Here is a 14,212-nt window from a genome sequence, read left to right on the forward strand (position 1 = left end):
CCGTCATTCCTCGTCCGCGACGACATGGGAGCCGCCGGGGACGGGGACGACGAGGGGGGTCTGGGTGAGCGGATCGGGGATGACCAGGGCGTCGAGCGAGAAGGCCTCCGAGATCACCTCTGGCGTGAGCACCTCGGCAGCGTTGCCGTGCGCGACGATGCGTCCGTGCGACATGACGACCAGCTCGTCGGCATAGCGCGCCGCGAGATTGAGCTCGTGCAGCACGACGACGATCGTCGTGCCGTCGCTGCGGTTGAGCTCGCGGAGCAGGTCGAGCACCTCGATCTGGTGGCTGAGGTCGAGGAAGGTCGTGGGCTCGTCGAGGAGCAGGATCCGCGGATCCTGCGCGAGCGCCATCGCGATCCAGACGCGCTGCCGCTGACCGCCGGACAGGTCGCCGACCGGTCGGTCCGCGAGCTCCGCGACGCCCGTGCGGCGCATCGCTTCGTCGACACGGGCCGTGTCGGCGGCGCTCCACCGCTGGAAGACGCCGCGGTGGGGATGGCGTCCGCGGGACACCAGCTCGGCGACCGTCAAGCCGTCGGGAGCGGATGGATGCTGCGGCAGCAGCCCGACCGTCTGGGCGAACGTCCGTCGCGGGAGAGCCGCGACATCCGTCCCATCGAGTTCGACGCGCCCGCCCTGCGGGCTGCTGACCCGGGCGAGGACACCGAGCAGGGTCGACTTCCCGCATGCATTGGCGCCGATGATCATGGTGATCTTCCCCGGCGCGATCTCGAGGTCGAGTCCCTCGATGACACGGCGCCCCGGATAGCCGGCGGCGAGGCCCCGGGCCGCGAGGCGCGGGGCGGTGACGGATGCCGAGGTCACAGGTGCCGTCCCTTCGAGGTCGAGAGCAGCCAGAGGAGGAAGATCGCGCCGAGCGCGCCCGTGACGACGCCGACCGGCAGCGAGACGCCCGGCATCGCGTACTGTGCGGCGAGATCCGCCGCAGCGAGGAGCGTCGCGCCGACGGCCGCACTCGTGCCGATGCCGAGGGCGCCGTGGCCGAGCAGCGGTCGGGCGACTGCCGGTGCGCACAGCGCGATGAACGAGATGGGCCCGACGAAGGCCGTGGAGGTCGCGGTCAGGAGTACCGCCACGATCACCGCCGTGATGCGCACGACACCCGGCTGGACGCCGAGCGACACGGCGATGCCTGGGCCCAGCTGCGTCAGCGGGAGCCAGCGGGCGCACGCGACGACTCCGGGCACGGCGGCGATGCCGACCGCCAGCACCACTCCCACGTTCCACCACGGCGTCGAGGCGAGACTGCCGGTGAGCCAGATGAGGGCGGACTGGGCGAGCTCGACCTGCGCCTTCACCAGGAGGTAGCTCGTGAGGGCGATGCAGAGGAATGAGACCCCTACCCCTGCGATGATGAGGCGATAGTCGCCGTCGGCGCGGCGCCGCCCGGCGAGAAGGAGGAATGCGGCCACCGCGAGCCCGCCCGCGAACGCCAGGAGAGCGACCCACGGGCCGCCGACGCCCAGGACGAGAAGCCCGAACACGGCCGCGACGCCCGCTCCCCCGCTGATGCCGAGCAGGTCAGGACTCGCGAGCGAGTTCGACAGGAGCGACTGGAGGAGCGCCCCCGCGACGCCGAGCGACGCGCCGACGACGAGAGCCATCGCCACGCGAGGGGCCCGGATGTCGAACACGACGTAGTTCTCGATGCGCGAGCCGCCGCCCCAGAGCGTCCGCCATAGATCGGCCGGCGCGAGTGCGTAGTCGCCGACCGAGAGCGAGACGGCCGCGACGACCACGAGCAGCGTTCCGACCCCCAGCGCCACGATCGTGCGACGACGGCTGACCCGGGACCGCACCGCGGCGACGCCACTCGATCCCACCGGTGCGACGACGGCGCTCACAGGACCACCTGCCTGCGCCGCAGCACCAGCGAGATGAGCACCGGCGCGCCGACGAAGGACACGACGAGCCCCGCCTGGACCTCACCGGGAAGCGCGATGACGCGGCCGAGGACGTCGGACACGAGCAGGACGAGAGCGCCTGCCGGCGCACCGACGAGGAGCAGCCAGCGGTAGTCCGAGCCGACGAGCGCGCGCAGCGCGTGCGGCACGAGGAGGCCGAGGAACACGATCGGGCCGGCGATCGCCGTCGCTCCGCCGCACAGGAGGATCGTCGCGACGATCCCCAGCGCGCGGGTGCGTGCGACGTTGTGGCCGAGCCCCGTCGCGGTGTCCTCCCCCAGGGCGATCAGATCGAGCCCTCGGGCGCAGACGGCGGCGAGGACGATGCCGAGGGCGATCGGCACCGCGACCACGGCGACGGTGTCGAGCCCCCGGGCGGTGAGTCCGCCGACCGACCAGTATCGGTAGACGTCGAGCGCGGCGCGGTTCGTCGTGAGGATGAGGAGCGTCACGGCGGTCAGGCCCGCCGTGACGGCCGCGCCGGTGAGCGCGAGCTTCGCGGGGTTGCCGCCATCCGGCCCCCGGGAGCCGATGACGGCGACGACGGCCGCGGCGATCGCCGCACCTCCGAAGGCGAACCAGACGAACCCCGCCGGAGCGGCGACGCCGAGCAGCACGATCGCCGCGAGGACGGCCACGGATGCGCCGGAGTTCACGCCGAGGAGCCCGGGGTCGGCGAGCGGGTTGCGCGTCAGGCCCTGCATGACGGTGCCGGCGAGAGCCAGGGCGGCGCCGGCGAGGAGGCCGATGAGGGTGCGAGGGGCGCGCTGCGTCAGGACGACCGTGTGATCGGCGTTGCCGGGCTCGGGAGCGAAGAGGGCCTGCAGGACGGCGGCCGGCGCGATGGGGCGCGCGCCCACGCCGAGGCTCAGGACGACGGCCCCCGCGAGGAGCACGATGACCACGATCAGCACGAGACGCGCCCGTCGGGTGCGGGCGGTGCTGTTCATTCGATGCGTTCCGCCTGACCCAGGCGCCAGTAGCCCATGAACGCGACACGCTTGCGATCGACGCCGTGGCCGGTGACCAGCAGCCGACGCAGTGTCTTCACGGTCGCCGCCTCCCCCGCGATCCACGCGTAGAACTCGCCCTCGCCGTCCTCGGGGCTGTCCCAGAGCAGTTCGAGGTCGACATCGATGTCGGCGAGCTTCTGCCGGCGCGGGGCGGCCGCGCGAGCGAGAACGTGCCGGTGGGATGCCGTCCACGAAGTGAGCGCCTCGATGAGAGCGGCGCCATGAGCGCGCTCGCCGCGGGCGAGCCACGTGATCCTCACCCGCGGACCGTGCGGGAGTTTCAGGACGTCGGCCGCACTCGGCACCTCGATGAACACGTCGGCGTCGTACTCCGGCCCGAGTGACTCGAGGATGCCGGCGATCCCCGGGACGGCCGTCTCGTCGCCCGCCAGGAGCACACGGCGGGCGGTTCCGGGGTGCCAGTCGAATCCTGTGTGGGCAAAGGGGCTGCGCGCGTCGGGGCCGACGACGACGAGTCGCTGCCCCACCCGGGCGCGATCGGCCCACGAGCCGGCCGGTCCCGCATCGTGGTGGGTGACGAAGTCGACGTCGAGCTCCCGAGCGTCCGGATCGACGCGGCGCACGGTGTACGTGCGGAAGACGTTGCGATCGGCCGGGTGCAGGGACCGCCATCGGTCGTACCAGTCCCCCGCCGCCTCGTGCTGGCCGATGTCCGAGATGGATCCGTCGGCGTGCGGGAGCACGAGCTTGACGCGCTGGTCGCGACGCGCGGTGCCGAAGTGCTCGAAGTCCTCCGCCGTGAACGTCACTCGCACGAAGTGCGGGCTCACGCGTTCGACCCGCACGACCTCCGCCGCGTAGGGGCGGTAGGCAGGCCGGACAGCGGTCGAGGTCGAAGGCATGACCTTAGGCTAGCCTTACCTACCCCAGAGCTTCAAACCGATGTCTCGTCAGTGAGCTTTCTCGTGCGCATGGCCGAGCCGCAGGCCGGGGATCAGTGCGAGACCCGCGAGCACGACGGCGATCCCGAAGACGGCCGGGAACGCGGCATCCGTCCCCGCAAGGGCTGTGAAGACGAGACCCATCACCGCGATCGACGTCGCCGCCCCGATCGAATCCGAGATGGACAGCGCGGACGAGTTGAACCCCTGGTTCTGCGGCGTCGAGTAGGCGAGCGTCAGCACCGTCAGCCGCGGATACATCAGGCCCATGCCCGAGCCCGCGAGAGCCCAGCCCACGATCAGCACCACCGGATGCAGGTGGAGTGCCGCCGTCGCGCCGGCCACCAGGGCAGCCGCGGCGAGCTGCGACGTGCCGAACAGGGCGATGCGGGCGTTGCCGATGCGATCACCGAACCGTCCCTGCACATCGGCCGCGACAGCCCAGGCGATCGCAGCGGCGGTGAGGCCAAGGCCCGCCCAGGTCGGCGAGAAGCCGTAGTCCTCGATGAGGAGGTACGGGACGTAGATCTCGGCGCCGAACAGCGCCCCCGCGATGAGGCCTCGCATGAGCACGACGCTCGGCAGCCCCCGGGCCGCGAGGAGGGTTCGCCGCGGAAGCAGTGGTCGGGAGGCCAGGGCGAGCACGACGACGGATGCCGCGACCGCCGCCCAGGCGTAGGCGTCGAGCTCACCCGCGAGGCTCAGGCCGAGAGCCCCCACCGCGACGAGCACGGCGCACGCCAGCCGCGCACCGATCCGAGCGGTCGACGGATGCTCGGTGCCGAGGGGAAGTCCCCACAGCCGCAGCGCCACCATCGTGAACGCCACGACCGTGAGCCCGGCGACCCCGAGGAAGACCCATCGCCAGTGCAGATACTCCGTCACGGCCCCCGCGAGGAACGGACCGATGAGCGACGGCACGACCCACGCGGCCGAGAAGGCCGCGAAGACCCGGCCGTGCAGCGCGGGCGGATAGACCCGCGCCACGACGACGTAGAGCGCGACCGTCTGGCCGCCCGTTCCCAGCCCCTGGATGAGGCGTCCGGCGACGAGCACCTCCATCGACTGCGCGAGGCCCGCCACCACGAGTCCCGCGACGAAGAGCAGGACCGACGTCGTCAGCGGCCATACCGGGCCGGACCGGTCGCTCCACGCCCCGACGGCCACCATTCCGATGACGCTCGTGGCGAGAGTGCCCGCGAAGGCGACGGCGTAGAGCGCGGCGCCGTCGAGATCCTCGCTGACGACCGGCATGACGGTGGTCACGGCCAGCGACTGCATGGCCGCGAGGAAGATGAGCGCGACCGCGCCGACCGTCACCCACAGGAACCGGGCATCCCAGACGGATGCCGGGCGATCCACCTCTGCGGTCACGACGCGACGAGCGCGCCGACCCGCTCGATCCCCTCGCGCAGGACCTCGGGCGAGCACGCGAAGTTGATGCGCACGTGACCCTTGCCTTCCTCGCCGAACAGCGGTCCGTGGTGGAACGCGACCCGCGCCCTGCGGCGCAGGACGGTCGCGGGGTTGTCGCCCCAGCCGTAGGCCGAGACATCCACCCACGCGAGGAAACCCGCGTCGGGCACCCGGTATTCCGCCTTCGGCAGATGCTCGGCGATCAGATCGGCCAGCAGGTGCCGGTTGGCGTCGAGAGTCACGAGCAGGCTGTCGAGCCACGCGTCGCTCTCGGCCGAGAAGGCGGCGTTGTTCGCGATGGCGCCGAAGAGGCCCGTGCGCCACTCGACCTCCCACGGCAGGGCGCGGAGGACCTTCGCCTGCTCAGGACCGCCGCCGATCATCACGGCGCACTTCAGGCCGGCGAGATTGAAGGTCTTGCTCGCACTGGTCACTGCGTACCCGACAGCGGCAGCTGTGTCGGAGGCCGCGAGGAACGGGGTGAACCGCACCCCGTGGGCGAGAGGTCCGTGGATCTCGTCGGAAACCACCACGGCACCGTAGCGCGCCGCGAGGTCGGCGAGGGCTGCGAGGCTCTCGCGCGAATGGACCGTCCCCGTCGGGTTGTGCGGATTGCAGAGCAGCACGGCACGCGCCCCGGCTGCGAGCGCCGCCTCGATGCCGTCGAGGTCGAGCTCCCAGCCCCCTTCGGTGCGGGCGAGCGGAACGCGCTCCACCACAGCGCCCGCCTCCTCTACCGTGTCGAAGAACGGCGGATAGACCGGCGTCGTGACGACCACGCGGTCGCCCGGCGCAGTCACCGCGCGCAGGATCTCGACGACGCCCATCATGACGTCGCCGGTCCAGAACACCGTCTGCGGGTCCACGTCCCAGTCGAAGCGGCGTGCGGCGAAGTCGACGAAGGCTTCGCGCACACCCGGCTCGGGCGGCGTGTAGCCCGTGTCGCCCAGCTCGACGGCGCGCAGGAGCGAGCGCGTGATCGCAGGCGCGAGCGGGTAATCCATCTCGGCGACGAAGAACGGCAGGATGTCGTCGGAGTACTTGCGCCATTTGGTGCTGGAGCGCTTCCGGAGCTCGTCGAGAGGAAGGGCTTGGAGGGGGGTGGCGCTCACCCCCCGAGCCTAACGAGGGGGCGGATGCCTCGCCCGGACGTGTCTCTGCGTTGCGGCGTCAGCCCAGCATCCCTACGACGTCACCGGCTGAAGCTGCCGAGGCCCTCCTTATCGAAGTACTCGAGCACCAGGGAGTCGCCGTCGAAGGTCGCCCGCGAGATGCTGCCGGGAAGCGCGTTCTCGCTCTCCGGCCGGAAGACGAAGACGTCTCCGTCCCAGTGCTCGAGGGGCCACTCGCCGGTCGGGCCGAGGCGCAGCTCGAGCGCATCCCCGGCGACGGCGACGGTCGCAGGGCCGAAGTAGTCGTTGGCGTACTCACCGGCGTACTCGGCGAGCGGGCGGGCAGCGGCCGGAGCCGTCGGCGGATCCTCGCCCACCAGCTCTCCCGATGGCACGTTCATCTGTGCGAACACACCGGTGAAGAGGTCGAGCCAGTCGCGGCGCTCGCTGCCGAACTGGGCGATGTCCATGAAGCGGGCGGCGATGCCCTCGACCACGCCGTTGGCCGAGGCATTGGCGAGGACGATGATGCCGAGGCCGGCCTCCGGGAGCATCTTGACGACGGTCCCCGTCCCCAGGGCGAAGGCACCCGAGTGGTTGACGTCGACCATGCCGCCCGCGGTCGTGCCGACGTTGAAGCCGTAGCCGTAGTAGCCGGAGCGCGAGCCGATCGACGACGCACGCGACGAGACGGACTGGGTCGTCATGGCGGGCAGGAGCGACGCCGGATCGATGAACGTCTCCCCCGTCGACGTCCCCGTCGGCGAGCAGCATCCTCATCCAGATCGCCAGGTCGTCGACGCTCGAGCTGACCCCGCCCGCCGGCGACTGCTCATCGGGCTGCCGCTGATCGGGGTTCACGACCCACTTCCCGTCGACCTCGACGTGCCCCAGCGCGCGATCGTCGCGCTGTTCGAGGTCCGAGAAGCGCGAGCTCGTAGACGTCATGCCGAGCGGCTCGTAGAGGAGGCGCTCGGAGAGATCGGCCCACTCCTCGCCCGCTGCCTGAGCGACCGACTCGGCGGCGGTCGTGATGTCGAAGTTGCCGTAGTGATAGGTCGTGCGGAACGGCTCGAGCGGGATCTGCCGGAGCCGATCGATGATCGTGGCGCGGTCGTAGCCGATCTCCTCCAGCTCGTCGCCGGCATGCTCGTAGAGTCCGGACCGATGCGCGTACATGTCGCCGATCGTGACGTGCGAACCGACATACGCGTCCGACAGCGCGAAGCCCGGAAGGTGGTCGGCGACCGGTGTGTCCCACGTCACGGTGCCCTGGTCGATCGCCCGCGCGATGACACTCGTGCCCACCGACTTCGAGACCGACGCCAGCGCGAAGACGGTGTCGGGGTCGACCGGGTCGCCGCTGTCGACGTCTCTCACGCCGTAGCCCTCGGCGAATCGCAGTTCGTCGTCGTACACGACGCCGACCGCGATCCCCGGGGTGCCTGTGGCATCCATCGCCGCCTTCACCGAGGCGGGCAGATCGGCGATCGCCGCATCGACACTGTCGGAGGTGACCTGTGCGACGGCGTCCGTCCCGGGGTTTTCATTCGCGGGAACGGATGCCTCAGCGGAGGACTCCGCCGGCGCAGACGACACCGTGCAGCCGGTCAGGGCGGCGATCGAGGCGACGACGACGAGGATGCCGGAACCCCGGCGAAGCAGCCCGCTCATGTGCCGAGTGTGGCACAGCGGGCGGGCACGCGCCCGGCGTCAGATGGCGAAGCCGAGCGCCCTCATCATGTCGCGACCGTCATCGGTGATCCGCTCAGGTCCCCACGGCGGCATCCACACCCAGTTGATGCGGAACCGCTCCACGACGTCGTCGAGGGCCTGAGCCGTCTGCTCCTCGAGGACGTCGGTCAGCGGGCAGCCCGCCGACGTCAGTGTCATATGGATGACGAGAGCATCGTTCTCGTCATCCCAGGCCAGGTCGTAGATGAGGCCGAGGTCGACGACATTGATCCCCAGCTCGGGGTCCATGACGTCTTTCAGCGCTTCGGTGACCTCGTCGAACTTCTCGGGTGTGAGCGTCGCGGTCATGCTGCGATCTTACGCCTCGGCGTCAGCCGAGGCCTCGGCGAGGGGCTCGAGGAACCGGTCGTAGCCCTCGTTCTCGAGACGCTCGGCGAGTTCCGGGCCGCCCTCCTCGACGATCCGCCCGGCGACCATGACGTGCACGAAGTCGGGGTGGATGTAGCGCAGGATGCGCGTGTAGTGCGTGATGAGCAGCACACCGAGGTTGGTCTCGCCCTTGGCGCGGTTGACGCCCTCGGAGACGATCTTCAGCGCGTCGACGTCGAGGCCGGAGTCGGTCTCGTCGAGCACGGCGATCTTCGGCTTGAGCAGCTCGAGCTGGAGGATCTCGTGGCGCTTCTTCTCGCCGCCCGAGAAGCCCTCGTTGACGTTGCGCTGCGCGAACTTGCCGTCCATGCGCAGGTGCTTCATCGCCTCCTTGACGTCCTTCGTCCACGTGCGGATCGAGGGCGCCTCGCCGTCGATCGCGGTCTTGGCGGTGCGGAGGAAGTTCGTGACGGTGACGCCGGGGATCTCGACCGGGTACTGCATCGCGAGGAAGAGGCCTGCGCGAGCGCGCTCGTCGACCGTCATCGCGAGGACGTCCTCGCCGTCGAGCGTGATGGTGCCGCTGGTCACCGTGTACTTCGGGTGACCGGCGATCGTGTAGGCGAGAGTCGACTTGCCCGAGCCGTTGGGGCCCATGATGGCGTGCGTCTGCCCGGTCTGGACCGTGAGGGTGACGCCGTTGAGGATGGGCGTCGTCCCCTCGTCGGTCTCGACGGTGACGTGGAGGTCTCGGATCTCGAGGACAGGCATGCGGGTCTCTTCTTTCAGTTCGCTTCTTTGGTCACGGCGGGGTCGACGAGCACGTCGTCCCCCTCGATCGTGACGGCGTAGACCGGGACCGGCTCGTACGCGGGGAGGTTGAGGGGCTTGCCGCTGCGCAGCGAGAATGCCGAGCCGTGGGCCCAGCACTCCAGCGTGTCGCCGTCGACGAAGCCTTCGGCGAGCGAGATGTCGCCGTGGGTGCAGGTGTCGCCGATGGCGTGCACCTCGCCGTTGGAGTCGAGGACGACGGCCATGGGGACGCCGTCGACCTCGAAGCGCTGGGCGGCGTCCTGCTCGAGGTCGCTCAGAGCGCAGATGCGGGTCGCGCTCATGCGACGGCACCTTCCGCGAGCTCGCGTTCGATCGCCTCCGACAGCTCCTGCTCGAGCGAGGGCAGACCGATCTTCTGGACGATCTCGGCGAGGAACCCGATGACGACGAGGCGACGGGCCTCCTCCTCGGGGATGCCGCGTGCCTGCAGGTAGAACAGCTGCTCGTCGTCGAAGCGACCCGTGGCGCTCGCGTGACCGGCACCCTGGATGTCGCCCGTCTCGATCTCGAGGTTGGGGACGGAATCGGCGCGGGCCCCGTCGGTCAGGACGAGATTGCGGTTCGCCTCGTACGAGTCGGTTCCCACGGCATCCGGTCCGATGAGCACGTCGCCGATCCAGACGCTGCGGGCGCCGACGCCCTGGAGCGCGCCCTTGTAGAGGACGTCGCCCTTGGTGTGCTCGCCCTTGTGGTGCAGGTAGACCTGGCTCTCGAGGTGCTGTCCGGCGTCCGAGTACGACAGCCCGAAGAGCTCGGCCTCGGAGCCGGCTCCGGCGAGCTCGATCGACGGGTTCACCCGGACGACTCCTCCGCCGAAGCTGACCACGATGTGACGGAGGTACGCGTCCTTCTCGACCCGCGCCTGGTGGGCCGAGAGGTGGAGGGCGTCGTCCTCCCACTCCTGCACCGTGATGACCGTGAGCTTCGCGCCGTCACGCACGAGGATCTCGATGTTCTGCGAGTGCTGGGCGGAGCCCGTGTGGCGGAAGAGGACCGTCGCGCGCGAGTTGGCACCGGCCTCGACGACGACGTGGGCGTGCGCGAGGCCGCCGCTGCCGGTCAGGTTGACAACGACCGGCTCTGCGAGCTCCGCGTCGGCCGGGATGCGGATGAGCGGCGCCTCGGTCTCCTGCGTCCAGGCGATCGCACTCGGGAGGTCCTCGGGACGGAAGATCTCGCCGCGGGGGGCCGCGCCGGGGGCGAGGCGCGAGTGCTCGACGCCCTCGGGCGCCTGCACGTCGACCTCCATGACGCCGTGCGGGCCCGCGACATCCTCGAACAGCGGAGCGAGCCTGTTCACCGGCGTGTAGCGCCAGTTGACCTCGCGGCCCGTCGGGACGGCGAAGTCGGCCGGGCTGAACGAGCTCGGGCGCTCGGACCGGGTCTGCACGGGCACGAAGGCACCGGCCCCGTCGGAGTGCGCTCGGGAACCCGGCACCACTCGGTCGTCGGTCTCGGACACGGGTGCCTCAGTCGTGGTCGTCATTCAGCCGACCGATCCTTCCATGCCCATCTCGATGAGCTTGTTGAGCTCCAGGGCGTACTCCATGGGCAGTTCACGGGCGATCGGCTCGATGAAGCCGCGGACGATCATGGCCATCGCCTCGTCCTCGGGCATGCCGCGCGACTGCAGGTAGAAGAGCTGCTCCTCGCTGACCTTCGAGACCGTGGCCTCGTGTCCGAGCTGCACGTCGTCGACGCGGATGTCGATCGCCGGGTAGGTGTCGGAGCGCGAGATGGTGTCGACGAGCAGGGCGTCGCAGCGGACCGTGTTGGCCGAGTGGTGCGCGTTCGCGTCGACGCGGACCTCGCCGCGATAGCCCGCGCGGCCGCCGCCCCGCGCGATCGACTTCGAGACGATCGACGACTGCGTGTACGGCGCCATGTGGATCATCTTGGCGCCGGCGTCCTGATGCTGGCCGGGGCCCGCGAACGCAACCGAGAGCGTCTCGCCCTTGGCGTGCTCCCCCATGAGGTAGATCGACGGGTACTTCATCGTCACCTTCGAGCCGATGTTGCCGTCGATCCACTCCATCGTCGCGCCCTCGTGCGCGATCGCGCGCTTCGTGACGAGGTTGTAGACGTTGTTCGACCAGTTCTGGATCGTCGTGTACCGAACGCGGGCGTTCTTCTTGACGATGATCTCGACGACGGCCGAGTGCAGGGAGTCGCTCTTGTAGATCGGGGCCGTGCAGCCCTCGATGTAGTGCACGTACGAGTCCTCGTCGGCGATGATGAGCGTCCGCTCGAACTGGCCCATGTTCTCGGTGTTGATCCGGAAGTAGGCCTGGAGCGGGATCTCGACGTGCACGCCCTTGGGGACGTAGACGAACGAGCCACCCGACCAGACGGCCGTGTTGAGCGCGGCGAACTTGTTGTCGCCCGCCGGGATCACGGTGCCGAAGTACTCCTCGAAGAACTCGGGGTGCTCCTTGAGGGCCGTGTCGGTGTCGAGGAAGATGACGCCCTGCGCCTCGAGCTCCTCCTGGATCTGGTGGTAGACCACCTCGGACTCGTACTGGGCCGCGACGCCGGCGACGAGGCGCGAGCGCTCCGCCTCGGGGATGCCGAGCCGCTCGTACGTGTTCTTGATGTCGTCCGGGAGGTCCTCCCACGACTGGGCCTGCTTCTCCGTGGAGCGCACGAAGTACTTGATGTTCTCGAAGTCGATCTCGCTGAGGTCGGCGCCCCACGTCGGCATCGGCTTGCGGCCGAAGAGCTGGAATCCCTTGAGCCGGTTCTTGAGCATCCATTCGGGTTCGCTCTTGAGCGCGGAGATGTCACGAACGACGGCTTCGCTCAGGCCGCGCTTCGCGCTGGCTCCGGCGGCGTCGGCGTCATGCCATCCGAATTCGTACACCCCCAGACCATCGAGCTCGGGGCGGTCGATCAGCACATCGGACATCGTCACACTCTCCTCATGGACCGAAACGGTGTCAGCCGCCCCGGCATTCCTGATCTTCCTGGGAGTTGGGAAGGGGGGATGCCGCTCTGGGCCCTCATCGGCGGCGCCAGGCCTGCGCGCCTAAACTGTCAGTGGTGCGCGGCGCCGACGGCACTCGCACGCAACCCCTCGATTCTACAGGCTCGCGCCGAGGCCCGTTCGCGAGTCGTCCCCCGCCGGCTCATGGCGGGCTCGTCAGGAGGCGACGATCCATGTCCGCTCACGAGAGCGCCCCCCGCCCGCACCGGCCTGCTGGGCCGCCTCTGGCGGAGGCTGCCCGACACGGTTCGGACGAGCACGCGAGTCCTCGCCTGGCTCGTCCTGCTCAGCAACGTCGTCATCGTGGGCACCGGAGGCCTCGTGCGCCTGACGGGCTCGGGGATGGGATGCCCGGACTGGCCGTACTGCACCGAGGGCTCGCTCGTGCCGACGGCCGCGCTCAGCTGGCACAGCATCATCGAGTTCGGCAACCGCACGCTGACGGGCGTGCTGATCATCATCGCGCTGCTCGCGTTCCTCTCGGTCGTCCGGCTCCGCGCGACGCGACCCGAGCTCTTCGCGCTGACGCTCGCGAACGGCATCGGCATCATCCTCCAGGCGATCGTGGGCGGAGTCATCGTGTGGCTCCACCTGCCGCCGAGCCTCGTCGGCATCCACTTCGTGATCTCGGCGGCGCTCGTCGCGAACGCCGCCGCCTACGTAGCGCGCGTGTACGGCGGACCCGGTCCGCGCCGCCGTGCAGTTTCCCGCGGATTCGCGGTCCTCACCTACGTGACGACCGCAGCTGTCGCGCTGACGGTGCTCATCGGCATCCTGCTCACGGGCGCCGGCCCGCACGCCGGCGACGACCTCGCGGCGCGGAACGGCCTCGACCCCGTGCTGTGGCAGCACATCCACGCCTGGCCGGCCTACGTGCTGTTCGCGCTGACGCTCGTGCTCTTCGCCGCCTCCTGGCGCACTCCCCCGGCGCTGCGCCTGAGGTTCTTCACGGGCCTGCTCCTGGCCGTCGAGCTCGTTCAGATCGCCGTCGGCCTCTGGCAGGCGCGCACGGGGCTGCCCATCGCTCTCGTGAACATCCACATGGTGCTCGCCGTGAGTCTCGTCGCCGCCATGACGGCGGTCGTCATGCACCTGAAGACGACGGATGCCCCGACCGATGCCCCGACCGAGGCCGCGGCATCCGTCCCCGCCGTCCGTTCGGGGTCGGTCCAGGCGCACTGAGGAGCAGGGGGCATGCGGTCGGGGCCGTTCGCCCCACGCCGCCTCATAGGAGACTCATCGGCGCCGCACACGGACGGATCGGACGCGATGCGACAGACTAGGTGGCCGCGGGCCGATCGGCCTGCGTGTTGAAGGAGAGTTCCCCACCATGACCGCACGTCCCAGCCTTGTCCGCAGCATCCCCTTCTGGATCCTGCTCGTCGGCTCACTCGCCAGCACCGTCGTCGGCATCTGGCTCGTCGTCGACCGGATCGGCACCATGAACGCCACGCTTACGGATGGCTCGGCCACGGGCGTCGAGGTCTACGGCGGCCAGGCCTGGGTCACGCTCGGTGCTGCGCTCGTCGGCGCCGGCCTCGTCGGATTCGTCGCGGCGCTGTTCCTCGGCGTCCTGCGCTCGTTCGTGCGCCCGGCAGCGGTCGAGGTCGGCGCGCCCGTCGCGGACGAGCTCGCCTACGAGCCGGCCGTCGCGATGACGGATGCCGCGGCCCCCGCCGCCGCCTACGCTCCGGTCGCCGACGCCCCCGTCGCCGAGACCCCCGTCTCGTCCGCCGCCGAGGCCCCTGTGTCCCCCGCCGTCGATGAGCCGGTCTTCCGTGCCACCGAGGCACCCATGTCCCCGGCCACCGAGGCGCCGGCCACCGATGCCCCGGCCGGTTACACCCCCGCGCCGAGCGGCCCCGCGGACGACTCCGCCACCCCGCGCTGACCCCACGTCTCGCAGACCACAGCGTCGGAGATAGCCACATCGTCGGACGAAACCACGGGTTTCCCT

At 70.2% G+C, this 14,212-nt stretch carries 15 protein-coding genes; 3 read left to right on the plus strand and 12 right to left on the minus strand.

Annotated elements, in window-relative coordinates; translation table 11 throughout:
• Nucleotides 1-3: 3 nt before the first annotated feature.
• The 7 genes from G5T42_RS16085 to G5T42_RS17945 form a co-directional block, all read right to left on the minus strand.
• Nucleotides 4-831: an ABC transporter ATP-binding protein gene (locus G5T42_RS16085; RefSeq protein WP_165129771.1), complete on the minus strand. Its 828-nt coding sequence runs from the start codon at nucleotides 829-831 to the stop codon at nucleotides 4-6.
• Complete coding sequence (locus tag G5T42_RS16090; RefSeq protein ID WP_241245867.1) at nucleotides 828-1,871, minus strand: iron ABC transporter permease; 1,044 nt, start codon at nucleotides 1,869-1,871, stop codon at nucleotides 828-830. Before G5T42_RS16090 ends, G5T42_RS16085 begins: the two co-directional genes overlap by 4 nt.
• Nucleotides 1,868-2,881: an iron chelate uptake ABC transporter family permease subunit gene (locus G5T42_RS16095; protein WP_165129772.1), complete on the minus strand. Its 1,014-nt coding sequence runs from the start codon at nucleotides 2,879-2,881 to the stop codon at nucleotides 1,868-1,870. The genes G5T42_RS16090 and G5T42_RS16095 overlap by 4 nt, the downstream gene beginning before the upstream one ends.
• A complete protein-coding gene (locus tag G5T42_RS16100) occupies nucleotides 2,878-3,807 on the minus strand; it encodes a siderophore-interacting protein (protein ID WP_165129773.1) in 930 nt (309 codons plus the stop codon). The genes G5T42_RS16095 and G5T42_RS16100 overlap by 4 nt, the downstream gene beginning before the upstream one ends.
• Before the next feature lie 48 nt (nucleotides 3,808-3,855).
• Nucleotides 3,856-5,220 carry an MFS transporter gene (locus G5T42_RS16105; RefSeq protein ID WP_241245868.1) on the minus strand — a complete coding sequence of 455 codons (1,365 nt, stop codon included), beginning with the start codon at nucleotides 5,218-5,220 and terminating at the stop codon, nucleotides 3,856-3,858.
• The gene (locus G5T42_RS16110) at nucleotides 5,217-6,374 is read right to left on the minus strand and encodes an aminotransferase class I/II-fold pyridoxal phosphate-dependent enzyme (RefSeq protein ID WP_165129774.1); all 1,158 of its coding nucleotides are present in this window, start codon (nucleotides 6,372-6,374) and stop codon (nucleotides 5,217-5,219) included. Before G5T42_RS16110 ends, G5T42_RS16105 begins: the two co-directional genes overlap by 4 nt.
• A gap of 80 nt (nucleotides 6,375-6,454) precedes the next feature.
• Nucleotides 6,455-7,081, minus strand: a complete 627-nt coding sequence (locus tag G5T42_RS17945; RefSeq protein ID WP_206535663.1) for a DUF3471 domain-containing protein — start codon at nucleotides 7,079-7,081, stop codon at nucleotides 6,455-6,457.
• Between the two features lie 470 nt (nucleotides 7,082-7,551).
• Between G5T42_RS17945 and G5T42_RS17950 the strand changes: the two genes are divergently transcribed.
• On the plus strand, nucleotides 7,552-7,761 hold the full coding sequence (locus G5T42_RS17950) for a hypothetical protein (RefSeq protein WP_206535792.1): 210 nt from the start codon (nucleotides 7,552-7,554) through the stop codon (nucleotides 7,759-7,761).
• A gap of 326 nt (nucleotides 7,762-8,087) precedes the next feature.
• Here the strand turns inward: G5T42_RS17950 and G5T42_RS16120 are convergent, their stop codons facing one another.
• The 5 genes from G5T42_RS16120 to sufB are packed head-to-tail and all read right to left on the minus strand — an operon-like array spanning nucleotide 8,088 to nucleotide 12,177.
• A complete protein-coding gene (locus tag G5T42_RS16120; RefSeq protein ID WP_133544131.1) occupies nucleotides 8,088-8,417 on the minus strand; it encodes a metal-sulfur cluster assembly factor in 330 nt (109 codons plus the stop codon).
• Nucleotides 8,418-8,426: 9 nt separating this feature from the next.
• Entirely contained in the window at nucleotides 8,427-9,209 is a 783-nt protein-coding gene (sufC, locus tag G5T42_RS16125) for a Fe-S cluster assembly ATPase SufC (protein ID WP_165129775.1), read from the minus strand.
• A 14-nt stretch (nucleotides 9,210-9,223) separates the two neighbouring features.
• On the minus strand, nucleotides 9,224-9,553 hold the full coding sequence (locus tag G5T42_RS16130; protein ID WP_165129776.1) for a non-heme iron oxygenase ferredoxin subunit: 330 nt from the start codon (nucleotides 9,551-9,553) through the stop codon (nucleotides 9,224-9,226).
• Nucleotides 9,550-10,758, minus strand: coding sequence for a Fe-S cluster assembly protein SufD (gene sufD, locus G5T42_RS16135; RefSeq protein WP_165129777.1), 1,209 nt, complete (start codon nucleotides 10,756-10,758; stop codon nucleotides 9,550-9,552). The genes G5T42_RS16130 and sufD overlap by 4 nt, the downstream gene beginning before the upstream one ends.
• Complete coding sequence (sufB, locus tag G5T42_RS16140) at nucleotides 10,759-12,177, minus strand: Fe-S cluster assembly protein SufB (RefSeq protein WP_165129778.1); 1,419 nt, start codon at nucleotides 12,175-12,177, stop codon at nucleotides 10,759-10,761.
• A 222-nt stretch (nucleotides 12,178-12,399) separates the two neighbouring features.
• On the opposite strand from sufB, the gene G5T42_RS16145 reads away from it, so the two are divergent.
• The gene (locus G5T42_RS16145) at nucleotides 12,400-13,437 is read left to right on the plus strand and encodes a COX15/CtaA family protein (protein WP_165129779.1); all 1,038 of its coding nucleotides are present in this window, start codon (nucleotides 12,400-12,402) and stop codon (nucleotides 13,435-13,437) included.
• A 148-nt stretch (nucleotides 13,438-13,585) separates the two neighbouring features.
• Nucleotides 13,586-14,146: a hypothetical protein gene (locus tag G5T42_RS16150; protein WP_165129780.1), complete on the plus strand. Its 561-nt coding sequence runs from the start codon at nucleotides 13,586-13,588 to the stop codon at nucleotides 14,144-14,146.
• Nucleotides 14,147-14,212: the final 66 nt, after the last annotated feature.

It is taken from the genome of Microbacterium sp. 4R-513, from assembly GCF_011046485.1.
GTDB lineage: Bacteria > Actinomycetota > Actinomycetes > Actinomycetales > Microbacteriaceae > Microbacterium.